Here is a 24,840-nt window from a genome sequence, read left to right on the forward strand (position 1 = left end):
TGAAGGCCGAGCTGCAGCGATTTATTCGTGTTCACAACCGCGATCTTGCCAAACCATTTAAATGGACAAAGAGCGCCGACACGGTACTGGCTTCAGTGCAGCGAGCCAAAAACGTGTTACCTAATTAACCGCATGGCCCACTAGGTGCCAGTGAAAGGGGCAGCTAGTTTCTAAAACCCGGCTATGGGGCTTATCAAGCCGGCAATCCAATGGATGAGGGATCATCCACTGGATTCGCCCTTGAAAGCTTGCACCAGCATCCGCCCGGCGGTGACACACCTATGTATCGCATTAACCCGGCAATTTATCCAGTTTCCGGGTTAATAAAATGCGCTTAAGGGACAGTTATTAAACCGGGGGCCGGGGTGTCGAACTCCTTGGGTTTGTCCCTTGGTAAAACGAAGTGGTTAGCCCCTGGATTTATTGTCGGGTTTACGGACATGCTCGCAACTCCCGGTCGAGAAAAACCGGACAAGGCTTTTCAGGCGAACTGGTAGCTCCAGTCGTCCCTTCATTGTTGCTTCAATGGGGCTCTTAGACCACCACGCTATCGTAGTCACTCAACCGGCCAGTTATTCCTCTGCTATTTGATACTGCCAACCCTGATTGCAACTTAGTGACAGTAGTGTCGGTTATAGCATCTTACCAATAAAACCCTATTGGCAATTAAGGTATTCAGGCGGGAGGGCGCCTGCAGCTGTTCTTCTTTGTGAATTTAAAACAACTAAAATCCCTATCTTTACTATGAGTTCGGTCAAATAATCAATGACAGGCGATGACAAGCAATTACAGGAGATTACACTGCCTAAACCAACCGGTTTAATTATTTCTTGTAAGTATTTTTTGAAAATAAAAATAGCTATAATGCACCGCGCATAAAGAAGCACAATATTCAGTCCTAAAATAGCCCGCTAATATTTTAATAGTGAGGCAGGTCGGGATGTTTAGGTAAAAGATTTACAAATAGCTGTAAGGGGGTATGGTGAATAGGTTTTCAATGTATTTCGGCAGGAAATCCCTAAACCTGGCGATTTCTTTTTGTATCTTAATATTGGCAGTGGGTTGTGAGGATAACCGCCGACAAAATACAGTAAATACACAAAGCGTGGGCGAGGATTCGCCGGAGGCTGAATTGCGCGAATTAGTCTCAGCCAAAGGCTTAAGCGGTGATCCGGCAGAGGGGCGTGTTCTTCCCACTATAGATGATCCTGTCGCCCAACTGGGAATGAAGCTGTTTTTTTCCAAGGCGCTGGGGGGTGATATGAATGTGGCCTGTGTAAGCTGCCATCACCCGGTGCTTGGTGGTGGTGATGATTTATCCTTACCCATTGGAGTGGATGCTGAGATTGTAGATCTTCTGGGCCCAGGCCGATTTCACAGCATGGCCGGAGAGCATTTTGACGGTGGCCCAACAGTACCCAGAAACGCACCCTCCACCTTTAATATCGGTTTGTGGGACCAGGTGTTGTTTCACGATGGACGGCTTGAAAGCCTGGGCAAAACGGCAGGTGTCAATGGCGATGACAATAGGGGTATCCGCACACCGGATGTGAGTTTTGGTGAAGCTGATCCAGAGGCGGGTGATAATCTCGCTGTCGCGCAGGCGCGATTCCCGGTGACTTCGCCGGAAGAAATGAAGGACTTTGGCGCTATGGCCGGTACTACCAATGCCGAAGTGCGCGCATTTTTGGCGCAGCGTATTGGTGGTTATGGCACACCGCCTGGTGGGACATTATCGCCAAACGAATGGCTGCTTGAATTTCAGGCGGCTTTCAACGATGTTGATAGCACCCCAGAGGAACTGGTCACATTCGAAAATATCACCAAAGCAATTGCCGCTTACGAGCGATCCCAGGTGTTTGTTGAGACACCCTGGAAAGCCTATGTTCAGGGGGATAGTAGCGCGATTAGCGATAGTGCAAAGCGGGGCGCGTTGGTTTTCTTTCGCAGTATCGGCGAGGGTGGGGCGGATTGCGCTTCCTGTCACTCGGGCGACTTCTTTACCGATGAACAGTTTCATGTTGTGGCTATGCCGCAGATAGGTCGTGGTAAAGGTGATGGAACCTATGGCGATGATGACTTTGGCCGGTTTAGGGAGACTGGTGATGAGAAAGACAAGTATGCCTTCCGGACGCCTACTCTGCTCAATACCACAGTGACTGGTCCCTGGGGACATGCCGGAGGATACACCAGTTTAGCAGCCGCGGTGCGTCACCACCTAAACCCCAGGCCGCACTGGATGCCTATGATTGGGCACAGCTGGATCCAAATATTCAGGCAAGTAATATGCTTGAAAACACGCAATTGGCAATCGAAAAACTCCAGGCAAATCGCGCCGCTGGCATAGCCAGTTTGCAAAATGTGAACCTGGATAATCAGCAGTTTACCGATTTGATGGCATTTTTAGAGACACTTACGGACCCTTGTGTTGAAGACCGCGCGTGTATTGGCCAGTGGATTCCAAATGCGGGTGATACCAACCCGGATGCCTTGCGCGTTAATGCTATCGATTACAATGGCAATTTCTTATAAAATCTAAATGTTATGGTGAAAAATTAACCGGCTGTTTTGTATTTTCAGGCACCTGTTATTTTTCTGGACTAATGTAACCTTCCATACACATAAGGTAAGTACGGCTGATATTCCAGTGTGAAATCAGCCGTTTGTTTTCTGTGGCAGGTGGGGATATATCGGCGCTAACAACAAGATTTTTTAAAGCCCGGGAAAATGCGGCGCCGATGGCTGCCTTTTTCGAGGAGCCCGCCTGCGGCCTGTTGGGCTGGATTCTCCGATCGCATCAGAGAGAAATGCCGAACCGTATACGCCTTTATCCTGCCCGATAGAATGGTAAATTCAGGCGATAACCACAAAAGCCTTTAGGGTTATTAATTTCCGCCGGGTTCATTTTCATTCACAATGGTTTGGCGTAGTGCTCGTTGCATACCGAATCCAAGCGGGCCTACCTGTAGTGTAAGTCGGCCACCACGACCAAACATAAGGTTAGGGTGAAAAATATCGTCACGAAGCAGCAGAATACTGAATGCGCCCTCCTGGGCTATCAGAAGGGGGCCCGCCCGGCTTGCCAGGGTGAGAGCGACGCGGCTCAACAGACTGGTTTCGCCCACCTGGGCACCGATAATCACTGGAATCCCCAATTCTCTGGCGCGGTCAAGGATTTCAATGGACCTTAGCAGGCCACCCAGTTTCGATACCCGCAGATTCAGCAGCCAGGGCTGCGGAGTAAAAGGTTTCAGTTTTTCCAGGCATCCCAGGGTCAGGAAACTTTCGTCAAGGATAATTTTGCATCCCACAGCCGCTGCTATCTCCGCCATTGCCTCGTAGTCGCCCGCCTGCACAGGCTCTTCCACTGCGTAGAGCGGTGACCCCAGTCTTTTTAGATAGTCGATGGCGGTGGCACTGTTGTGCCAGAGGTTATTGCCGTCCAGCCGCAGGCGATATTTAACTGCTTTTCGGCGGAGGGCGGCTATTTTGACATTGTCGGACCCGAAATCCCCGCTGAGTTTGAGCTTAAAGTCCCGGATACCCAGTGACAGGTAGCCGTTGAGCATGGATTCGAATGCTGGTGGTGAAGAATTATCCAGCACTGCGCTATAGCGAAATTCCCGCCCGGTTATCGAGGGCAGCTCCAGGCATTGTTCCACGGACTTGCCGGCGGCGCGGGAAAATGCATCTAACAGTGCCAGTTCCAGTGCGCACCAGGCTGCGGGGTTTTTGTCTATAAATGTGCGGTTACACTGCACCCAGTGTCGCAGACTTTTCATATCGCTTACTTGTGCAACAACTTCTGCCATTGCGTACTGACAAAAGACCATCGCCGTCTGTAAGTTTTCTCCAGTAACATAGCTTCGCGGGCAGGATTCCCCAAACCCTATCTGACCTTTTTCCAGCTCTATGCGCACCAGCAGGGTCTCAGTGTGATCCCGGGTGGCGGATGCGTGGGAAAAGCTCCGCCGGAAGGGAGTTTGCAGTAGTTCCGGTGTAATACTGCGAATAGGATAGCTACAGTGCATTGCCTCTTAATCTCGCTTTTACTCACCCGCAGCCAGCAGGTAGTGGTCGCCAAAGTTGAATCGGTTTTCTCTCATATATTGCAGGCACAGGTATTTCAGCTGACTCTCTCGCTGACCGGCATCCAGAAGCGCACGCCGATAGTGTTTCCAGGTGCCGGGAGACAGAAATTGGACATGGACAGAGCCCAGGCGACCACTGGCCCGCTTGCATCGGTATTCAATATTGTGCGAGCTCAGGGCCTCATCCAGGTAATTTGCCAGCCTGGGCTCCGGGTCATCCCATGCCCGAATCGGGTCTCCTACCTCCAATACGAGTCGGTAATGGCTGCGTTCCTCATCGGCCAACATCAGGAAAAAGCGGGCGGATAGATCAAATGCCCGCTCGCAATCCGCTACCGCCTGCAAAACCTGCTGTTCGGATAGCTTCTCCCCGGTGATGTTGGTTACGCCCCGGCCTTTTTGTATAAAGCTCAGGCTGGGGGTTTGGTCAAATCTGCCATCTACCTGGACGATATCATTCATAAAGTAGCGGTAGAGCCCATTAAAATTAGTCACTATGACATAATATTGTTGCTCCTCCTGCAGTTGATGCAACAGCAGGTACTTTTCCTTCCCCTCACTACTGTTGGCTTCCCAGTCCGATCGTTCCACGAATTCGAAAAAATTCTGCTGCAGGCAGGGGAGCTGTTGGTAGCAACGATCTTTATTTTGTCCAGTACCAGCGGTTGCGGTAACGGTGCCACGTAATTCGGTGGCGATATAGCCCAGGTCCATCAGGTGCGTGTCGGGACTCATGGTCTGCCGGAGGTTTTTGATGGGAATGCCACAACTGCCACCGGTCCAGGTGACGACCAGCTTAAGCCCGGGCCAAATGTCGTTAAATCCGAGTTTGGGCCTGGTACTGAACAGTGTTTGCAGTTCCGCGATACGGCTCTCCCTGGCCAGTCCCTTTTTTTGTATCGCCTTCTCTATGTATGCGGGCAGCAACCCGGTTCTGGTTTTTCCCCGCACTGCATCGAGTAATTCCCAACGCTGTTCATTGAGTATTTCCAACAGCATTAGTAGTGTCGATGGATTGGCGGTGCCCAGGCAGGAGATGTGTTTTTCACAAAGACTGATTTTCAGTATTTCCCTGTAGCGGATCTGGTGGTCTTCGATATCGAATAGCTCCCGGGGGAGCACATATTTTTTTTGCGCCAACCGGGACATGCTCTGAGCCACCAGGCCGGAGGTTGATCCATAGGCGGCGCCTCCGGGCAGATAGCCCTCGACGGATGGGCTGGTGATTGTCAATAGTTTTCCCCGGTAGGCCTCAGGACAAGCCTGGTAGATACAGTATCCGGCGAGGTCCTGGCTCGCTTTCAGCATGGCCAGTGCTGTGTTGCCAACGGGAATGAATTTGGCTGCGCCGGTGGTGCCACTGGTCTTGGCGTAGATAATGGGGCGGTCGGCGGTGACGCAGGGAGTGCCGGCCTCCCTTTGCCGGCGGATATAGGGTTCCAGGGTGTCATAGGTCTGCAGCGGCAACTGACGCTTGAAGTCGGCGTAACTGCGGATTTGCGCGAAATCAAATTCCCGTCCAATCTGGGTGTTGCGGTTGTGTTGCAGAATCCTGTTCAACAGCTTCCACTGGGCGACTTCCGGTTGCTTTAGGTCGGCGAGAAACGGAGCCCAGAGCCGTTTTCCGGTCAGCCACATCCTAAGCTTGAGTCCGGTGTTCAAAAGTAGATTGCCGCATGGCGTTATTACCCGGTGGCAAAGCCACGCCCGGACAATACCGGTATCAAAGCGGTAAGGATTTGTGTGGCTGCGGATTCCAACGGCATGAGGCGTTCTATGTTCCCTATTTGTGGGTAAATAGCGGGTTCCAAAGACGCTGTCCCAGATAATGAGGTTGTTGCCGAAATTGACTTGCGCAGCTTGCGGGTCCACATGATGGTGCCAACGGTGTAACTCGCCACCACTGATCAAGTGGTTTAATGGACCGAGGCGGATATCGAGATTGCCGTGCTGGAAAAATCCGTTGGTGGCATAGAACAGGAAATAGGCTGCCAGTACCTGAGGTTCCACCGCCAATAGCGCGAAAGGTGCCGTATCCAGTAGATATTGCATGGATTTCTCCAAGGGGTGGAAGCGGGCAACACTCAGGGCATAGAGCTTTTCAGTTTCGTGGTGTACGGCATGAAAACGCCATAGCAGGGGAATCTTGTGGCAGGCCACATGCAGCCAGTAACGGAGGAGATCCGCTATAGCCACCATAAGCAGAAGCTGGACCCAGACAGGGCTGCCGTGTGGCCACAAAAAGCTGGGGACTGCTGCAGATGCTCCAACCCATGTGGCCAATGCAATTGAGAGTGCCAGAGCCAGGCCGCGTGGCAGCATTACTTGCACCACCAGCATAAACACAGCGTCAATCTTTAAGTCACTGACGCTGGGCTGCCAGTCGCCCCGAAGGGGAATGACTCTCTCCAGCAGCAGAACACACAACAGTGCACCTACAGCGGCGCCTGTGGATGCCGCAGTGGCGGACAGTCCCGCGGCCGCAAGACCTGAAAATCCCGCGAAACCCAGTAACATCACGACTGGGTATGCTGAAGCTGCCAATAGTTGCTTGCGGGATATCATCATTGAGATCCTCTCAAATGAAACCGAGCTACTAGTCCCAGATAAGCAGCCAATACCATATGGAAGAAGCTCGGCAATGCCAGTTGGAACCAGCGGATATGGGAAAGGTTGAAAAGGGCAGTCAAAAACCGCAGACACATCACGCTGAAATAGGTAAGCGCGCGATACATCAGAACCCTGCCCAATACCGGACTGGGCCGAATACCGGGTAGAGATCGGCAGAGGTGCACCATGCCCCAGAGCAGTAAGCACTGGAGGACGAACAGCTGCGGGTAGGGAATCAGGCCACTGGACCAGGCGTCGAATTCTGGCAGTGGCGCTGCTGGCCAAAGCAGTTCCAGGTACTGAGCTGCAACCCGCAGGCCAAACAGCAGCACAGCCAACCCCAACCAGGGCCTTAATCTTACGGCCACCGACTGGTACCTTCGATGTGCTTCCATATGCCAGCTCCCTTTTTGTGCGGTTTTCACCACCCTAGAAAGCAGAATCTCGAAAAACAATACTTAAAACCATTGGTATTGAATGTTGCGACTATTTGTGCTGTATTGCGATACTCCCGGCGGCTGTTCCCGGGACAATCCATGTACTGGCGAGACGCGCCCGGCGCGGGAGTGTGATTGAAATGAAGGAAAGCCAATCACTGGTGAGAACCCTAAAGCAGTGTCTTAAGGCGCATGGCCTCACCTACAGGGATATCGCCCAACAGCTGGCGCTAAGCGAGTCCAGCATCAAGCGGACCTTTGCGGAAGAGACTTTCTCCATGCGTCGGCTTGAGCAGATATGCGGCCTGTTGGATATGTCGATTTACGATCTGGCCAAGCTCAATCGATCTGCCGAAGACGAGGTGAAGAATGTGCTTACCCATGACCAGGAGCAGGCGCTGGCACACGACGAGCGACTCTTTATCGGCTTTCACCTCGCCATCAACGGCTGGACCCTGGAAGAGATACTCGAGTTCTACGATTGGAGTGAGTCCGAGGCGATAGGAATGCTTGTGCGCCTGGACAGGCTGGGGCTGATAGAACTGCTGCCGGAAAATCGCATCAAGTTGAGCACCAGCAATGTGATTCACTGGAGAAAGAATGGACCGGTGCGTCGCCGATACGAACCCCAAGTGCGGGATGAATTTCTCCGCGCATCTTTTGCAGAAAAAGATGCAATGATGATTTTCGAGACAGTTGAGCTTTCAGTTGCCTCGACTACGTTGATTTCCCGCAAGATGGAGCAGCTGGTCCGGGAAATCAACGAACTCGCAGATCTGGACAGCACATTACCTATAAGCCGCAAGGAGAGCTGGGGCATGGTACTGGCGATGAGGCCATGGGTGTTTTCACTGGCGAAAAAGTTTCAGCTATAAACCCGGGTGTCCGAAGCTGGTCGCTTCCCTTATGTAGCTAGTGCTGACTTAAATGGCTTTGTAGCTATTTGTCGATTTTAAGTGCTCTCATCAGCCTAAGGCTACCGGCATCATCTTACTCTCTGCACATCAAAAACCTGCATACACAATTGAGCCGGCTGGTTCGCGAAAGTGTCGATTCTTCCAGGCACCCTGGCCTAAGGAACCAGAATTTCTCCGGTGTGAAACTTTTGTGAAAAATTTCCTAAAAAGCTTTGCGTATTTTTCTACATTGCACGTCCTAGACAGATATCGGATCCAGCCGATCCGGTGTCTGGTACGGAGTCGGTGCCGCCCATGTGATGGGTTGCCTGTCTGAATCCCGGTTTTCTGTAGTGTTTGTAAGAGAAAGACCTGTGAGAAAAGTAATTCCCGCTATTGCTGTCCTGGCGATCGGAGGCTATTTAGCCTGGACAAAATTTAAGCCTGATCTTCAGCCGGTTACCGCGGCAGATGAAAAATCAGTACTCGTCAAGGGAGAAGTTCCTCCGCAGGCTGGTCTTGTGGACAGTGCAGGAGAGGATTCCATTACTGCCGAACCTGTAGAAGTTGTCGAGGAGGGGGAGAAAATTCTGTGGGCGGAGTCACAGCTGGCGAAGGAGGTTCTCCATGAAAATGGTCGCCTGCCGGTGGACTTGAATGGAGAAACCTACCTGGAGATAGATGTAGAGCTGCTGAATAGTCTCACAGTTGGGGACTACCTCGATATCTCTATACCCGGTGTGGAAGGCATTCACAGTGCCCAGGTGGGTGCTGTTGAGGAGCATGCCAGCGGGAATAAAAGCCTGCAGATGAACTTTCCCGGTTTGACCCGTTTACACGGCGCTACCTTCACCCTGGGCCGGAACGCCGTTTATGCCCAACTGAACCTTCCATCCGGTTCCTATTCCCTGGAGGCCCAGGGTGGCTATGCCTGGGTCGCTCCCAATGGTGCATTGATTCAAAATCATGTGGAAAAACACGATGCAGATCTATCCTCCGACGCATCCCGTGAAAAGACCTGGAAGGACGAGGATGTCCCGCTAAACGACTTTGATTAAGGCAAGAATTGATTCGGGGCAAATTGCCGCGGATTGATGCACAGGGCAAAGGGACTGGCCCCGCAAATCCTGCAAATACCGGAAGTCTATCTTCACAGGCGATCAAAAGTCACGGACGATCTTTTGGTCGAGTCAGGGTATTAACAAGCGCATTGCCGACACACTATCGCGAAGCCGGTGCTCTATCTGGCTGTCGGGAAACGGCTATGCGTTACTTATAACAACAGGAGTCAACAATGAATCTCAAGAAAAGCCTGGCTGCCTTGGCTGCGGCATTGACTGTTTCCAGCGCGGTAACAGCGGAAACAGTGGATATTGCCATTATGTACACTTCGCCTGCGGCGCAACATACTGGTGATATTTCAGCCAAGATTGATAATTACATCAGCTATGCCAATAACTCTTTCAGAAGAAACGGTATAGATATTCAGCTGCGCCTGGTGGATACCTGGCGCGCGACGTCGTCAGACCTCCGGGTGAATGAAGACACACTGGATCTGATTACCTTCCACCGCACTGTCAACAACTGGCGCGCGACAGAAAGAGCGGATATGGTGGTTTTCCTGGGCAAGGCGGAGAAACAGGTTATTGATGGTAGCACCTACACCACCTGCGGTATCGCCTGGGTAGGCAGGGGAGCAAATGGCTCCATGTATTCCAGTGCCCGTGATCGCGCATACAGCGTCACCGGTGTTGACTGTGGCTACAATACCTTCGTACATGAACTGGGTCACAATATGGGGTTGACCCACTCCACCAAACAGGGTGATACAACCGGTGGTGTTTATTCCTACGGCCTGGGCCACGGTGTGGACAATAAGTTTTCCACCATCATGGCCTACCCGTGGCGCTATGGAGCCAATGTAACCCAGTATGACTGGTTCTCCGATCCGGACTGGTTCGAGTGCGGCGGTCTGGCGTGCGGTGAAAGGCGCAATGGTGTGGATGTATCCAACGCCTACCGGGCCCTGCGTCCCATAGTGGATGATATCGCCTCCTACTATTAATGCTCTGGCTGCTGCCTATAGGCAGCGGCTGCGCAGTTATCCGGTCTTTGACTGAAAGAAAACCAGGGCGCTCCCTGGTTTTCAGCCCACTACGAAGCCAGCCAAACCTCTATTCGTCGGCCTGCAAATACTGTTCCCAGGAGGCGCACTCTTGCAGACCCGCAATGCCCAGGGCTGCTACCCGCTGGCAGCCTGCACCATTCAGCAAGCCGATTGTCCTTCCATCTGTTGGAGGTGGAGCTGCAATTGGCCCCACTCAATAATCAATTCTCCCCCGATAATTTATCAACGCTGAAGTGACATAAACCTAGACCTGATTAACTGATAGCTGTGATTACCGGGTCGGTGAGCGCCAGCAAAAAGATGGCACATCCGGTTTCTGAGAAATACGACTGTCCGCATAGATATCTATCGACTGAGGCAGGATAACTTTCAGGAGGTGAAAATCGGAATTTAGCAATAAGTATTGGTTTAAAGTTTCGATTGCTTATGGAGCACAAGTTTCGATTTTATTAGATTTAATGTGTTTTAGAATGAGGATAATCTTACTATCGAATTATTTATAGATTTTATGCCATAACTGCTAAAACTGTTTTCCAGGCGCATGTCTTCATAGCATTACAGGGAATTACAGCGCATTCACTCGAAGCTGAAAATTCCAATCCGTAAATAATTAAAACAAAAAACATCTCTCTTCAGTTTTTAGTTTGTTTGCTGGCAAACGTGACAGAATAAAATATTTTTCTATTAAAATATGTTGCAAATAAAAAATTTTCCCTTATTCCGACAAAAATAAAGAAAGTTGTAGATTTTTTTTTCGCTAGCTAGTACAAATTGACTCTACAAGGCAACTCGAGTGAGGAGACACTATAAGAAGGCCACTGACAGGATTATGAATGTATTGTCCAAAAATAAAATGAAACAGTGGTACTGATAGCGAAGTATCAATCGTCTTTTATTAGTTGAATTGTGTGTGACTAGTGGGATGACTGCAAATAGTAAAGTTTCCCTTTGGGTTGCTTAAAGTAAAATGATCATATTTGGCAGTTGATCGAGTGCGAGTATTATTGGCATGAAAAATAGAAGATAAAAATACTTGATCATTAGTTCATTGAAATTATTTATAAGACTTATATAAGTGGTTTGTTATAGAAATATTTAAAATTATCAATTTTTAAAAATTATAATTAGCAGACATTCAAGAATGTAACGTAATTTACCTATTTATTACAAAAGTCTTGAAATAAAAGTTTCATCTTTCTCGGACTGGCTAATGATAGTCTGTGCCAGGGCGCTGTTTGTCAGATAAAAATTAGGCTGGGTCTAAAAATTTAAATCAAGAAAGAAATAAAAAGAATGGATATGACTGATGTTGATTAGTTCCGGGATCTTTATTAAAGCCATTTTTGGGCAGCCGTTAAGTGAAGCAGATTTTACCAGGCGGGGCTTTAACTTGAATAGCTGTTCAAGAGATCGACTGGAGCTGGTCGCAAAAACGGTTCTTCGCGCCTATAACACCGCCCTAGAGGAGGGCTATTCATCGAAGCTGGTACAATCATTAAGAGCAACGCGACCGGAACTGAACGGGTTCTATAGCGAAGGCCTGGCGATGGGACTGTTTTTGCGCGACGCCATTAAATTTTTTCGCAGTAGTGAGTTTTTTGATTTTATCGAAAATGAAGGCGCACCGCACAGCTATATGGCCTGTGTTGGCGCTGGATTAGCTGTGGGTGCAGTGGGCTTGCCCTACAAACGTTTTATGGACAGATTGAGCCCTCTATATGACAGTCTGGTTATAAATGGGATTGGTTTCTACCATACCTATTTCAAGGCTCAGGCTAGCGTTTTTGAGCAATATCTTCCCAGAGGATTTGCCTCTAAAACTACTGGTAAACCAGTGCAGAATAACCTTTACATGGCCCAATACTACGCCGGTGCCGGTCGTGCCCTTTGGTTTATTTCCGGCGCGGATCCACATTCTCTCGAGCAATGTCTGCTGCATTACCCTGAATCGGTGCGCGCTGATCTCTGGTGTGGTATTGGCCTGGCCTGTGCCTATGCCGGCGGTATTGACGAAGCGGGAATTGCCTCATTAATCGCGATAGCGGGGGAAGAGCGCTATCAGAATGCGCTTCAGGTTGGGGCGGCACTTGCCTGCCATACGAGAATTCGTGCCGGCAATGCGGTAGGGCATAACGACCTCGCCGCAAATTGCCTGAGTAATAGCAGTGCCAGTCAACTGCATGCAATTGCAGTGAAAGCAATGGAGGGATTGGAAAGTACTGCAGAGATTGGACAAAAATCAAGTTGGGATGTCTGGCTGGAACGTATGGCTACAGTGCTATCGGAGGGAGGAGGCGGTTATGCTTCTCAGGAAAGACAAGTTAAAAAAATAGCCAATGTGAAGTAGGGAGTGTAATGATGAGCCGCGTAGTTGCCATTTTTGTGATTATTTCCTGGATCGGTTTGTATGCCTTGGTTCAGCTGCCTTCTGTTAGCACAGAGGAAAAACATGCGCTGATAGAACGATTTAACTTTCGTCAATATGCGGTTCCTGTGGACAACAGGATTCCGGCCGGTGACCGGCTGCCTGTAAACCCGGCTTTAAAACATATAGAGCCCTGGATATCCACGGTCGGAGCCAGCATCGCAGCCCTTGATTTGGATCTGGACGGATTGGAAAACGATTTGTGTATTACTGATCCCCGTACTCGCAGCCTTTATGTTGCACCGGCAATGGCGGCGGATCAGCGTTTTGCGCCTGCCACCTTGCTGGTTGTCAATCGGGATTTCAGCGAGGCATCATTTCCCAGTGGCTGTCGAGTGGGGGACTTTAATGAAGATGGCCTGGCAGATATCCTCGCAATATTCTTCGGACGCTCACCGATAATATTAATGCAAAAAAGCGATACAGATCTTCCCCTGGAGCAGAGGTTTGTCAAACAGGAACTGGTAACAGGTGATGTACAGGACTGGTATACATCGACGGCAACCCTCGCGGATCTGGACAACGATGGTCATATCGATGTGATTTTGGGTAATTATTTTCCCGATGGAAATAGCGTTTACAACGCAAACAGCACACACTACCCAAGTTTCCACAACTCTCTCTCGAATGCTGATAATGCCGGCAGCAACCGGATTTTTCTATGGAAAAAGTCGAACAGTGGTTTGGAGCCATATGTGGAATTCAAGGAAGCGGATTCCGGGATGCCGGAAGGAGACGATGAACGCTGGACTCTGGCTATAGGGGCCGCCGACATCAACCGCGATGGTGCCAGTGATTTGTATATCGCAAATGATTTCGGTCCCGATGGCATGTACCTCAATGAGTCTACTCCCGGGAGTCTAAGTTTTAGGCGCCTGACAGGTAAAAAGGGCTTTTCCATACCCAAATCAAAAGTGTTGGGGCACGACTCCTTCAAGGGAATGGGTGTGGACTTTGGGGATGTAAATCGTGATGGTTACTACGATATATTTGTCAGTAACATTGCCGGTGAGTGGAAGCTGGAAGAGGGACATTTTTTATGGATGAATACCGGTGATAGAGCGGCAATAGAGGAAGGAATTGCTCCGTTCGTAGAAAAATCCAGTTCGCTTGGAGTCGCATACAGTGGCTGGGGCTGGGATACAAAGTTTGCGGATTTTGACAATGATGGAGTCCTCGAGGCGCTTCAGGCAACAGGATTTTTCCGTGGAGAGGTCAATAAGTGGCCGGAATTACACCAGTGGTCGATGAATCTGGACCCACTGCTGAGCGACCCTAAAACCTGGCCAAATATGATTGGTGGAGACATCAGTGGGGATGAAGGAAACCCCTTCTATGTAATGTCCAGTGAAGGACATTTTGAAGACATCAGTGAAGAACTTGGTGTGGCTGGCCCATGGCTGAGTCGCGGCTTTGCGATTGCCGATATTGATGGAGATGGGGATCTGGACTATGCCGTTGGCAACCAGTGGGAAGATCATTATCTGCTACTGAATGAAACAAACAATGGCAATGGTTTTCTGAGTCTTTCCCTCCTTTTACCCCTGGATAGCAATAGCGGTTTTACCTCCTCTCCACGTCGTCCTCTGGCGAGAGAGGGTACGCCGGCTATCGGTGCGGAAGTCACGGTTACCGGGCCGAAAGGTGAAAAATTTATAGGTTTTGTCGATGGCGGCAATGGTCATGCGGGTGCGCGCAGTAAGTCGGTACATTTTGGTTTAGGTGCCGTTTCTGAAAATGAGGAGGTGAGTGTACAGATTCGCTGGCGCAATCGCCTTGGGAAATTGAACAACTGGGAAGGTAAGTTGCCAGTCGGACAGCATACTATTTTACTGGGCAACCAGGACCAGTATGCCGCAAATACAGATTTTTGAACGGATTAAGGATGGATACTGTGAGCATAATTAAAGATTTATTTGTGGGTCCGCCAAACCTGAAGATGGCGTTAATCAACAGCGCAAGCCTGGCTACTGTGTTAACGATTTTTGGTCACGCTTTTTTAGGATTTGAGCAATCTTTGATGCAGATGGTGGTCGCGCTATTAGCGGGATATTCTTCAGCTATTTTATTTGAATATATTGATGCCAAGTGCCTGAAGAGACGCCCACGCTATCTGGGCAATGGCTGGAATGGCTTTGTTTTTTTCATGTTGGCCCCCCACATGACAGCGATCACTATATCCTTCCTGATATATGTAAATGACAGCCTCCTGATGATGGTGTTTGCAGTAGTCCTGGCGATTGGTTCAAAGCATGTTTTTCGATTTAAAAATGGTGAGCGCTATCAACATTTTTTCAATCCATCTAACTTCGGTATAGCAGTAATCTTTTTGGCAGCTCCATGGGCAAATATTATTGTATATCAATTCACTGAGACCTACAGTGGATTTTGGGATTGGTTGGTCCTGATCGTTATTGCATTGTTGGGTATGCGAATGAACTTGTTTCTTACCAAACGCATGGCGATCATATTGGCTTGGGTGGCAGGTTTTTTCCTTCAGGCCTTCTTGCGTGGTCAATTATACCCCGTACAGATGGCGGCTGAAATTACTATGGTTACAGCGCCTGCATTCGTACTTTTTACTTTCTATATGATTACCGATCCAATGACTTCGCCTAGCAAGCTTATGGCGCAAATTGCGTTTGGTTTTTCTATCGCCATGGTGTATGGAATATTGATGTATTTCCATGTTGTTTTTGCCATATTTTTTGCTGTGACTATCGTTACCGGATCACGTGGTTTGTATATCATGACCAGCCTGTGGCTGGAGCGACAGAGGACGCAAACCAATCTAACCGGTAGCGCAGTACCTTCGTCCTAATTGATGTTTGCACTATAAAACTAAAAAATTGTCTTGCGGGTTGATAGGAGAAGACAAGGTGAGAGAACATAGCTCAGTAGCTATTGTTGGGATTGACTGCCGATATGCGGGTATACACAATAAAAGGGATTTTTTAGATACTGTATTGAATCTGCGCCAACAATTTCGGCGTGTTCCAGAACAGCGTCTGAATCTGGATGACTACCACAATTCCGACAGAAGCGCTAAAGATCATACTTATTCAACCCAGGCTGCGGTGCTCAATCAATATACATTTGATCGGCTGAGTTATCGAATTGCTGAGTCAACTTTTCGGCAAACAGATATGACACACTGGCTGGCTCTGGATGTGGCCAACGGTGCCCTGGACGATGCTGGCTTTCCCAATGGCATTGGCCTGAACAAGGAGCGTGTGGGTGTTGTAGTGGGGAACTCACTAGCCGGTGAATTTACCCGTGCCAATAACATGCGTTTGCGATGGCCCTATGTTGCGCGTGTCGTGAGTCAAATCTGGGAACAGCAGGATTTGGGGTTGGGGATAGAAGCCAAACACCATTTCATGCATGACCTCGAGATGCTGTACAAGAGTCCCTTTCCAGAGCCGGACGCGGATAGTTTGGCGGGGGGGCTGGCCAATACCATTGCCGGGCGTATCTGCAACTACTTTGATTTCAATGGCGGTGGTTTCACTGTCGATGGCGCCTGCTCTTCCTCGTTGCTCGCCGTTACCCAGGCCTGTGACGCACTACAGGCCGGAGGATTTGATGCAGTCATCGTCGGTGGTGTGGATTTGAGTATCGACCCGTTTGAGATCATTGGATTTTCCCGAACCGGTGCGCTGGCTCCCGAACAAATGCGGATCTTTGATCAGCACAGTCAGGGGTTCTGGCCCGGCGAGGGCTGCGGAATGATAGTGGTCATGTCTGAGGAGAAGGCACGCCGGCTCGGCTGCAATATTTACGCCACAATACAGGGTTGGGGGGTGTCCTCGGATGGTGGCGGTGCGATTATCCGACCCAAGGCTGAAACCCAGGCTCTGGCTCTGAATCGCGCCTATGAAAAGTCCCCCTATAACGCCGGGACAGTGAGCTACTTTGAAGGACATGGCACCGGTACAGCGGTGGGCGATGAAGCCGAATTGCGCGCTGTGTTAAGCCTGTTGCGAAAGACTGATCGAAACGAAGCCGCTTATATCGGTTCGGTAAAGCACCTGATTGGCCATGCCAAGGGCGCTGCGGGGATCGCGGGTGTGATTAAAGCGGCGCTGGTATTGAAGCACAGAATCCTGCCTCCCGGCATTCCCACTGATACGCTGCACTCCCTGCTTAAAGACAATCCCCTGTTATTAAAGCGATCCGACCGGCTTCTGGCCTATGAAGGCTCTGAACCTTATCGTGCAGGTGTTTCTTCCATGGGATTCGGGGGCATCAACACCCACTTGACTCTCGAGGCTGGAGACAGTGATTCAGATTCAACCCTGGGGCTTACTGCTCTAAGGAATCTGGGTTTTCTGACTGATAATCCCAGTATCGATAGTACCTGGCAGGATGCAAATCTTTTTCCCGTAGCTGGAACCAATAGAGCTGCATTGTTGGAACAATTGGAGAAACTCAAGAGCTTCGCTTGGCAGGCATCAAATTCCGAGCTTACAGACCTGTCCTCTTATTTGTGTGGAAGACCTGAAGTAATTGATAAAAAGTGTAAGCACAGAGCTGCGCTTGTAATCGAAAATGGTGCCAAAAATGGCATCACGCTCAGTAAAAAAATATTGAGTCTGATTGAAAAAATTGACAGCGGCGTCGACAGCTATTTTGATCCTGAACAGGGTATAGCTTATAGCAAGAGTGGAGGGGAGGCTCGCATTGGTCTGCTTTTCCCGGGGCAGGGTGCCCCTGTTTATCCGGATAGCGGCGCTTATAAACGTTTTCTCGACAAAGAGGAGCTCTTCACTTCAATAAATAAACGGGGAGCCCATAGTAGTCCCGTTGACACGGCGATTGCCCAACCGGCGGTCGTCAGTGGCAGCTTGAACGCGTTGCAGGTATTGGAAAAATTTGGATTCCAGGCCGAGTTGGCTATCGGACACAGTGTTGGTGAGTTGGTGGCAATGTGCTGGTCCGGATGTCTGGGCAGCAAAGATACGGTTTCCCTGGCCGCGAAACGCGGCTCTTTGATGAGTGCCCGCGGTGAAGCCGGTGGTGCCATGCTGGCTTTGCATGCCCCCAGTGAAATGGCTTTGAATCTGGCACAGGAATTCGATGTCGAGGTCGCGTGCTATAACGGACCTGAAGATACGGTGCTCGCCGGTGCTGTCGATAAATTAAAAGCCTTACAGGAGCGTATTAAAACCGATCATTTCTGTACGCTTCTTCCGGTTTCGCATGGCTTTCACTCCAGAATGATGAAAGCGGTCGATAAACCACTTGCTGACTATTTGTCAGAGCTGGATTTACAAAATCCTGCCAAGCGGGTTATATCCACGATATCGGGGAATACTGTCAATGAAGCGACTGCATGGCGCTCACTTTTGGTAAAACAGGTTTGCGATCCAGTGCAATTTTATCAGGCGGTCACGCTGGCGCAACCGGAGATCGATCTGTTTGTAGAGGTGGGGCCTGGACATACGCTGGCCAGTACCCTGAAAAATTATAGTGCTAAACCAGTAATTTCTATAGATATAGGCGGAAAGTCCACCTTTCCATTGCTGAGTTTGTTGGCCCTGAAATTTACCAGCGGAAAGATTGGCCCAACCGAATTTGGCCAGCTCAATTTAAAAAATAATGCCATCGACTGGGATTGGTCATTTGATTTCCTTACCAGTCCCTGCGAACTGATTACCGACGATGAGAGTTATGAGGCGTGGTTGCAGGAACGCCAAGCCAAGGCCATGGAAGCGGCCAGTAAGCAGGCCAGCTCGAGCGAACATGTTTCACAGGGTGACGGTGCCAGTAATGGCGGTAATCCCAAGGCGATACTGGCGTATACCAAGGAGCTAATCAGTGAGCGCCTGGAAATTCCTGTGGCTTCCATTCAGGATGACGACAAGATTTTATCTGATCTGCATATAAATTCTCTTGCCGTTGCAGAAGTGGTTTCAAAAATTGTCAAGCACTTTGGCAAGGAACACAAAGCTTATTCCACTGCAGCCCTGTTGGCCAACACCGATGGTCGCTTGAGCGAACTGGCACAACTGATTGCCGACAGCGCTGGCGATGCCCGGGCCCTAGACTCCACTGCAGATGTAGACCTGGAGGCATTACCCAACTGGGTGCACTGTTTTGAAGCGGTTAAAAAACAGTTGCCGCCGATGGATTTGGTTTCACGGCAGGAAGCCATAAATGACTGGACTTACTTTGGGACAATACTGCCCCAGTGGCGCCAGGTCTTGGATAAGCGGGGCAACGATCCTGCAGCCCAGGTGGGTAAACTTGCTTTTTACGGGCTGTCTGAAGGCAGTGCTGTCAATGACGCAATGCTGAATGAACTGGTTGAACTGTCCAAGCGGGAACTGCATTGTGTAGTTGTAATACAACCGGGAAATGCGCCAAATATGGCACCCCTTTGGCGCACCTGGCACCTCGAGAACAGTCACATACCCGTGTGCTATCTGCGCATTCCCAACATCGATACGCGCTGGGTAGACCGGTCTCTGGTGGAGGCATCTCTGGCGGCAGGTTGGCATGAGATAGAGTATGACAGCGATTCCGGGCGCTCGCAGATGCAGTGGCAGCGGATCCAACTGGATGGAGAGGCGGCGCCCTCGATACTCACCCCGCAAGACAGGCTCCTGGTAACCGGTGGTAGTTCCGGGCTGGGCTATGCATCTGCCTGCCACTTGGCGAAAACCACGGGCGCATCTATTGTCCTGCTGGGGCGGAGAAGCCTGTCGCAAGATACGGAACTCAGCAAACGTATACAAACGTTGTCTCAAGAGGGAATCAGGGCCAGCTACGTATCCGTGGATGTCGGCGACGCCCAGGCACTGGCAGGGGCAATAGACCTTGTTCAAAAGGAGGGGGGCCAAATTTCCGCTGTCCTCCATGCTGCGGGCATCAACCAGCCAAAGGTCCTGGGTGAACTCAAGCAGGAAGATTTTGACACCACGGCTGGGCCAAAAGTGGTGGGGTTGGCAAACCTGCTTAAACAGTTGCCGGCCTTGAAGCTATTGGTGGGCTATGGCTCCATCATTGCGGAAAGCGGTATGCACGGCAACGCCGACTATGCTCAGGCCAACGAAGAGATGGCGGAACTGATTGGAGCCTACGGGGCCCGCCACCCGGAGACCCGCTGCCATGTGCTCGAATGGTCTGTATGGTCAGAGATCGGTATGGGCAGTGCCGATGGTATGGAGAGACAATTATCGGCCATCGGCGTGTCATCAATCCCAGTGGAAACCGGGCTGGACATACTCGATGCGCTGCTGAGACAACAGCATCCTATTCCACTGCGCACGCTGGTTTGCGGGCGATACGCTGGGTTGCCAACCCTTAAATTTGCCTCCAACCGACTGCCATCCCATCGTTTCCTGCAATATGTTCAACACTACCATGCCGGAGTGGAACTGGTAGCGGACAGTGAGCTTTCCTTCGAGCGGGACCCCTACTTAAAAGATCACGTTTACCGTGGTCAGTGCGTATTGCCGACGGTCATTGCCCTCGAGGCTATGGCTCAAGTGGCCAGTGCATTGGTACCAGGAGCGAAAATCCAAACCATTCAGGACTTGAACATCCGTGAACCGGTCTTGATTCCGAAGCAGGGAGCCGGGCGTATACGTGTCAGCGTTGTTCGGCTCAGTAACAACCAGTTATGGGGCAGTGTGCAAAGCGGAGAAAACCGTTTTAACAGCCACTGTTATGAAGCCCGATTATTACTCAGCGCCCAGGTGCGAGAGGAGTTTCCACCTTTTCAGGATGGCGGGGAAAAACTGGCTATAAATCCCGTTGCGGATGTATACGAGCCACTATTGTTCCATACCGGTCAGTTTCGCTGTATCGATAGCTTTCAAAAAATCACACATCTTGGCGTACAGGCCAAGGTCGAAAGGCAGCAAGAAACTGTCTGGAGCAGCCAATATTCACTGGATCTTGTGTTGGGAGACATTGGGATCAACGACGCTGTGATTCACGCTCATCAGGCGGCGATACCGCACGAGAGTATTTTGCCGTCCAGTGTAGAGTCAATATCCTATATCACTGAGAGTGATGCGACTCCTTACTATATTGAAACCGAACAAATGCGGCGTTGGAAAGATGGATTTTTGGTCAATGCTAAGTTACGGGATGCCCATGGTAAGTTGCTGCAATATTGGCAGGGATTGACTTTGACTCCCGTATCCGGAGCCCAGGTATATCAAACTCTGCATCAGGATTTACTGCCGGCTTATATTGGTCACCGGTTGGGCGAGACACTGAATCAGTACAGTGTTGTGGACACCATTGCGCTGGTGGCAGATAAAGAGCATGAATTCGCGTTATCGGCGAATTCAAATCCGGTGAATTGTACTTCCCGGGTGATTAATATTGAACAACAGTTGACCCAAGGGCTGCTTAAAGCTTGGTTTGAGGCGAATGACGGTGGTGGAGCCGAGGTCTGGACCGAGATAAGGCGGCTCTTGCCTGAGTTGAAGAGCGCCAAACTCGTTTACGCTAATAGAGGTTGGGCACTGGTCAGCGCTCGTGGAGAACAATATTGGATAAGCTTAATTCCACTGAGCAGTAGGGATAAATACCTCGTACTAAGTGGTGTGTGTAAAGAGGAGGAATTGGAATATGCCTATTGTGAGAACCAATGACGGTGCATTTTTTGAGCACAGTTTTATTACCACATTTGAACAGACCAATGTGGTTGGAAATATTTACTTTGCAAATTTTGTTGTCTGGCAGGGAGGCTGCCGGGAAATGTTCATTCAGGAATATTGCCCGGATGTACTGGAAAAAATTAATAGTGGATTGAAGTTGATTACGCTGGACGTTTCGTGTCAATACCTGGATCAATTGTACGCATTTGACAAAGTGGTGATGCATATGAATATAGGTGTCTTGGGGGCAGAAAAAATGATGCTCCAGTTTCGTTATTACAAAGAAGACAATAGTGGTGAAAGAAAACTCGTATGCGTGGGTTCACAAGGCACAGCGGCCATGCAGGAAATTGATGGGAAAGTCAGAGCGGTTCCATTCCCGGACTCTATGCTCGACACCATAGATAGCTATGATATGATCGAAAAATAATAATATTTTTGAATAGATATAGTGACCAGTATGGCGAGCGATGAAATTATTATTTCATAACTTGATTCCCTAAGAGGATTAGATAGATGAAAAGTATAAAACTCAATTTTCCTTCCGCATTGCAAAAGTTTATGCCCGGTATTTTCGAAGTTGATGTGGAGGGAGATACTTTAATGGATCTCTTCCGCACACTGGATGATCATTCGCCTTCCAATGATATCAGCGAGCGTATGATCGATGATGGTGATTTGCGCCCTTTTTTAAGGATGTTTTTGGGAGAGAAGGACGTTAAACAGCAGGGTGGATTGTCAGCCCCCATAAAGGACGGCGATGAACTAACGGTATTAATGTCGAATGCAGGTGGTTGAGAATGCAGGATTTTTACATTTTTCTACTGAGTGTCCACGCCGTAAGTAACGCAATGTGGGTGGGAGCGGTATTTATGGGGTCAATTATAGATTGGCCCGCGATCAAAGCCATGGCTAAAAATGGGAAATTTCCCTTCCTATTTGTAGTCGGGCAGGGATCAAATGTATTTTTTTGGGTTTACCTAGCCATATTTTTGCAGATCACAACCAGTACCGGCCTAGCAATTATGCATCCTCCTGAAGGAAATACAGAAATATTATTTTTGGGATTGAGAACTTTTGCTTTATCGATAATGATTGGATTTACCCTGTATGGAACCTTTTCCAGCTGGCCAAAATTACAGGTTTCTTCCAGTGGCGAAGCTTGGACAATTTATCGATATTATATGTACAGGGCCTATGCTATTTTTGCCTGTGGACTGCTCAATACAGTGGCAATGGTAATGCTGTATATGGATATAACACGTTAGCAATGCCAGCGCGGGGCAGTCACTGAACGTGATATCGTTATAATAAATATTAAGGATAAGCGCCTATGTCCACAGATGATTTTTTAAAAAAGATACAGGCATCCGTCAGAGAAATTACACCCGCAGATGCATTAAAATTAGTGAGTGATGGAACCTCAAAATTATTTGATATACGCGAAGATCGGGAAATAGAATCAGGTATGGCACAGGGTGCAAAACACATCGCGAGGGCTTTCCTGGAGTTACAGATCGCACAATATGCTCAACCGAAAGATCCAATCATACTGATGTGCGCTTCTGGTAAGCGATCCCTTATAGCCGCGCATCAATTGCAAGAATTGGGTTATCGGGACGTTGTTTCCCTGGCCGGTGGATTTGACGGCTGGAAGGCATCGGATTTGCCAAGTTGTCAACCCCGTATTCTGGCAAGTCGGGAGCAATCGCGCTACGCACGTCACCTGTTGATGCCAGAGGTGAGCCTTGAGGGACAATTGAAATTGAAGGATAGCCGGGTACTGATTGTAGGTGCCGGTGGTCTCGGTAGCCCGGTGGCTTTGTACCTTGCGGCAGCGGGTATCGGCACCTTGGCTATGATTGACGACGATAAGGTCGAGTTAAGCAATTTACAGCGTCAAGTCATGTATACAGAAGATGATCTTGACAGTTCGAAAGTCCAGGCGAGCAAACATCGATTACAGGGGATGAATGCAGATATAGAGGTAGTCGCCATAGAAAAGCGGCTCAACAGCGATAATGTCGAAGAGATATTTCATGGTTACGATGTCATTATCGATGGTACGGATAACTTCAATACACGTTACTTAATAGCCGATGCTTGTACCAAATTAAAAATTCCAAATATACATGGGTCAGTTTATCGTTTCGAAGGATTGGTGTCGGTATTTGCGCCAGATGCCAATCCTTCTACACCCTGCTATCGGTGTCTTTATCCGGAACCGCCACCACCGGAATTGGCTCCCTCTTGTAGTGAAGCGGGAGTTTTAGGTGTTGTACCAGGTGTGATAGGTTGTTTAATGGCCACAGAGACAGTTAAGTGGTTACTCGGAATAGGGGAGCCGCTACTCGGTCATGTATTGAGTATCAATGCTCTGCGCATGACTTTTAAAAAACTGCCGATAGAGGCTAATCTGGAGTGTCGCTGGTGTAAAAGCAATGCTGAAGATTTCCCCGATTACGTGGAAGTGCAATCAGCTGCCTGTGCACTGTAAAAATAACAATGAGGAGTAGGCAATGAGTGATTTTTCTTTGACCCGCGTGAGTAGCATAAACCATCTTAAGGCGTTTATCGCGGGCAGTAGTTATCCGGTTATGTTTTTACCTTTGTTCGTCTTTGGGCAAATGCACCGCTTGCACCCAATAGACTTAACCAATCCAAATGGAGTTATCCGTCCACTCATTATAGAAAATATGCTGATTGTTCCAGCTTTGTACTTCGGTATATGGAATATGCTGTTTTTGTGGATTAGCAGCATGTATAGCACACACCGTTTCTCCAGGATAGTTCGCTACGGGCTAGGTGGCGCCGCCCTGGGATTTTTCTTTGCTACTTATGGCTTGATTGTACATGAAATGCCAACCGAGCTTTATAATTTACCGGCCGATCGACAATTTGTAGCACCCATTGGTGCTGCATTGGTTATGTCCATTATATACATGTTAGTGCAAAGACCACTAAATATTCTTTTTGGTGTTGAAGTCAACGATGCTACAGAAAGATATAGCGCCAATGGAGAATCTCTACCATCCTGGGGGGCAAAGATAATTTGCGCGGGTCTTCTGTTCGCTGGTCTCCCTTTAATCGGTATGTTGATTTGGAGCAGCTATTTCCCCTGGCAATATTCTGGATAAAAAATAAAGCTAATAATTAATCTTTAATTTGGTACTGAGAGCAAATGCAGAAACATATCTTCAGTACCAAATTAACTACGCAATTTACTAGGGCTGTCAGGTTGCGGATAATCAGAAAATCTATAGATAAAATATATTATATCGATATGAGTCATACGTCTTTATCCGTAATTTCTTTAAAATTAATGAACTTATACTATTCAGAAAATACATGGTAGGTTTAAGTTAAACTTTGAAATCCGCGAAATTTATGGATTATCGCTAAAAATAGATGCGACTACATCAGTTAACTAACATTGAGCTATAGAGATGAATAATCAGTATTGGATAGGTTTGGAGAAGGATCAAAAGTTTCTCTACTTATTCGCTATATTCGGTTTGATTATTGGTGCTGTTAGCATTGTTCTTTTTGCGGTCCAGGGAGGTCCTCTTACGGGTACCGTATCCTGGCGGAAACCAATTCTTTTTTCTATCAGTTTCAGCATGATACAAATTAAT

At 48.9% G+C, this 24,840-nt stretch carries 17 protein-coding genes; 14 read left to right on the forward strand and 3 right to left on the reverse strand.

Features of this window, described 5'->3' with window-relative positions:
- Positions 1 to 979: 979 nt before the first annotated feature.
- Both AB1S50_RS13420 and AB1S50_RS13425 read left to right on the forward strand, forming a co-directional pair.
- Positions 980 to 2,347 carry a cytochrome-c peroxidase gene (locus AB1S50_RS13420; RefSeq protein WP_367151309.1) on the forward strand — a complete coding sequence of 456 codons (1,368 nt, stop codon included), beginning with the start codon at positions 980 to 982 and terminating at the stop codon, positions 2,345 to 2,347.
- Entirely contained in the window at positions 2,287 to 2,532 is a 246-nt protein-coding gene (locus tag AB1S50_RS13425; protein WP_367151310.1) for a hypothetical protein, read from the forward strand. Before AB1S50_RS13420 ends, AB1S50_RS13425 begins: the two co-directional genes overlap by 61 nt.
- Before the next feature lie 353 nt (positions 2,533 to 2,885).
- On the opposite strand, the gene AB1S50_RS13430 is transcribed toward AB1S50_RS13425, so the two are convergent.
- Genes AB1S50_RS13430 through AB1S50_RS13440 form a run of 3 tightly spaced genes read right to left on the reverse strand, consistent with a single transcriptional unit; the run spans position 2,886 to position 7,096 of the window.
- Complete coding sequence (locus AB1S50_RS13430) at positions 2,886 to 4,031, reverse strand: mandelate racemase/muconate lactonizing enzyme family protein (protein ID WP_367151311.1); 1,146 nt, start codon at positions 4,029 to 4,031, stop codon at positions 2,886 to 2,888.
- Between the two features lie 18 nt (positions 4,032 to 4,049).
- Entirely contained in the window at positions 4,050 to 6,659 is a 2,610-nt protein-coding gene (locus AB1S50_RS13435; protein WP_367151312.1) for a GH3 family domain-containing protein, read from the reverse strand.
- Positions 6,656 to 7,096, reverse strand: a complete 441-nt coding sequence (locus tag AB1S50_RS13440; protein ID WP_367151313.1) for a hypothetical protein — start codon at positions 7,094 to 7,096, stop codon at positions 6,656 to 6,658. Before AB1S50_RS13440 ends, AB1S50_RS13435 begins: the two co-directional genes overlap by 4 nt.
- A 182-nt stretch (positions 7,097 to 7,278) precedes the next feature.
- On the opposite strand from AB1S50_RS13440, the gene AB1S50_RS13445 reads away from it, so the two are divergent.
- The 12 genes from AB1S50_RS13445 (at position 7,279) to AB1S50_RS13500 (ending at position 24,342) form a co-directional block, all read left to right on the forward strand.
- Positions 7,279 to 8,013, forward strand: coding sequence for a helix-turn-helix domain-containing protein (locus AB1S50_RS13445; protein ID WP_367151314.1), 735 nt, complete (start codon positions 7,279 to 7,281; stop codon positions 8,011 to 8,013).
- A 542-nt stretch (positions 8,014 to 8,555) separates the two neighbouring features.
- Complete coding sequence (locus AB1S50_RS13450) at positions 8,556 to 9,092, forward strand: hypothetical protein (RefSeq protein ID WP_367151316.1); 537 nt, start codon at positions 8,556 to 8,558, stop codon at positions 9,090 to 9,092.
- Positions 9,093 to 9,328: 236 nt separating this feature from the next.
- Positions 9,329 to 10,099: a zinc-dependent metalloprotease family protein gene (locus AB1S50_RS13455; protein ID WP_367151317.1), complete on the forward strand. Its 771-nt coding sequence runs from the start codon at positions 9,329 to 9,331 to the stop codon at positions 10,097 to 10,099.
- A 1,369-nt stretch (positions 10,100 to 11,468) separates the two neighbouring features.
- Positions 11,469 to 12,509 (forward strand): DUF1702 family protein, encoded by a 1,041-nt coding sequence (locus tag AB1S50_RS13460; protein ID WP_367151318.1) that lies wholly within the window; start codon positions 11,469 to 11,471, stop codon positions 12,507 to 12,509.
- A gap of 8 nt (positions 12,510 to 12,517) precedes the next feature.
- A complete protein-coding gene (locus AB1S50_RS13465) occupies positions 12,518 to 14,461 on the forward strand; it encodes a CRTAC1 family protein (protein WP_367151319.1) in 1,944 nt (647 codons plus the stop codon).
- 20 nt (positions 14,462 to 14,481) lie between these two features.
- Positions 14,482 to 15,408 carry a hypothetical protein gene (locus AB1S50_RS13470; RefSeq protein ID WP_367151321.1) on the forward strand — a complete coding sequence of 309 codons (927 nt, stop codon included), beginning with the start codon at positions 14,482 to 14,484 and terminating at the stop codon, positions 15,406 to 15,408.
- 58 nt (positions 15,409 to 15,466) lie between these two features.
- Complete coding sequence (locus AB1S50_RS13475) at positions 15,467 to 21,199, forward strand: SDR family NAD(P)-dependent oxidoreductase (protein WP_367151322.1); 5,733 nt, start codon at positions 15,467 to 15,469, stop codon at positions 21,197 to 21,199.
- Positions 21,177 to 21,635: an acyl-CoA thioesterase gene (locus tag AB1S50_RS13480; RefSeq protein WP_367151324.1), complete on the forward strand. Its 459-nt coding sequence runs from the start codon at positions 21,177 to 21,179 to the stop codon at positions 21,633 to 21,635. The genes AB1S50_RS13475 and AB1S50_RS13480 overlap by 23 nt, the downstream gene beginning before the upstream one ends.
- A gap of 86 nt (positions 21,636 to 21,721) precedes the next feature.
- A complete protein-coding gene (locus AB1S50_RS13485; RefSeq protein ID WP_367151325.1) occupies positions 21,722 to 22,003 on the forward strand; it encodes a ubiquitin family protein in 282 nt (93 codons plus the stop codon).
- Positions 22,004 to 22,005: 2 nt separating this feature from the next.
- The gene (locus AB1S50_RS13490; RefSeq protein WP_367151326.1) at positions 22,006 to 22,473 is read left to right on the forward strand and encodes a hypothetical protein; all 468 of its coding nucleotides are present in this window, start codon (positions 22,006 to 22,008) and stop codon (positions 22,471 to 22,473) included.
- A 65-nt stretch (positions 22,474 to 22,538) separates the two neighbouring features.
- Entirely contained in the window at positions 22,539 to 23,702 is a 1,164-nt protein-coding gene (moeB, locus tag AB1S50_RS13495) for a molybdopterin-synthase adenylyltransferase MoeB (protein WP_367151328.1), read from the forward strand.
- A gap of 22 nt (positions 23,703 to 23,724) precedes the next feature.
- Positions 23,725 to 24,342: a hypothetical protein gene (locus tag AB1S50_RS13500; RefSeq protein ID WP_367151329.1), complete on the forward strand. Its 618-nt coding sequence runs from the start codon at positions 23,725 to 23,727 to the stop codon at positions 24,340 to 24,342.
- Positions 24,343 to 24,840 lie beyond the last annotated feature (498 nt).

Origin of the sequence: Microbulbifer discodermiae (assembly GCF_040742695.1) — a bacterium.
Taxonomy (GTDB): domain Bacteria; phylum Pseudomonadota; class Gammaproteobacteria; order Pseudomonadales; family Cellvibrionaceae; genus Microbulbifer.

What these genes read in the sequence shown, in the direction of transcription:
- AB1S50_RS13420 (WP_367151309.1), top strand. Translation starts at nt 980, where the DNA reads ATGGTGAATAGGTTTTCAATGTATTTCGGCAGGAAATCCCTAAACCTG.
- AB1S50_RS13425 (WP_367151310.1), top strand. Translation starts at nt 2,287, where the DNA reads ATGCTTGAAAACACGCAATTGGCAATCGAAAAACTCCAGGCAAATCGC.
- AB1S50_RS13430 (WP_367151311.1), bottom strand. Translation starts at nt 4,031, where the DNA reads ATGCACTGTAGCTATCCTATTCGCAGTATTACACCGGAACTACTGCAA.
- AB1S50_RS13435 (WP_367151312.1), bottom strand. Translation starts at nt 6,659, where the DNA reads ATGATGATATCCCGCAAGCAACTATTGGCAGCTTCAGCATACCCAGTC.
- AB1S50_RS13440 (WP_367151313.1), bottom strand. Translation starts at nt 7,096, where the DNA reads ATGGAAGCACATCGAAGGTACCAGTCGGTGGCCGTAAGATTAAGGCCC.
- AB1S50_RS13445 (WP_367151314.1), top strand. Translation starts at nt 7,279, where the DNA reads ATGAAGGAAAGCCAATCACTGGTGAGAACCCTAAAGCAGTGTCTTAAG.
- AB1S50_RS13455 (WP_367151317.1), top strand. Translation starts at nt 9,329, where the DNA reads ATGAATCTCAAGAAAAGCCTGGCTGCCTTGGCTGCGGCATTGACTGTT.
- AB1S50_RS13460 (WP_367151318.1), top strand. Translation starts at nt 11,469, where the DNA reads ATGTTGATTAGTTCCGGGATCTTTATTAAAGCCATTTTTGGGCAGCCG.
- AB1S50_RS13465 (WP_367151319.1), top strand. Translation starts at nt 12,518, where the DNA reads ATGATGAGCCGCGTAGTTGCCATTTTTGTGATTATTTCCTGGATCGGT.
- AB1S50_RS13480 (WP_367151324.1), top strand. Translation starts at nt 21,177, where the DNA reads ATGCCTATTGTGAGAACCAATGACGGTGCATTTTTTGAGCACAGTTTT.
- AB1S50_RS13485 (WP_367151325.1), top strand. Translation starts at nt 21,722, where the DNA reads ATGAAAAGTATAAAACTCAATTTTCCTTCCGCATTGCAAAAGTTTATG.
- AB1S50_RS13490 (WP_367151326.1), top strand. Translation starts at nt 22,006, where the DNA reads ATGCAGGATTTTTACATTTTTCTACTGAGTGTCCACGCCGTAAGTAAC.
- moeB (WP_367151328.1), top strand. Translation starts at nt 22,539, where the DNA reads ATGTCCACAGATGATTTTTTAAAAAAGATACAGGCATCCGTCAGAGAA.
- AB1S50_RS13500 (WP_367151329.1), top strand. Translation starts at nt 23,725, where the DNA reads ATGAGTGATTTTTCTTTGACCCGCGTGAGTAGCATAAACCATCTTAAG.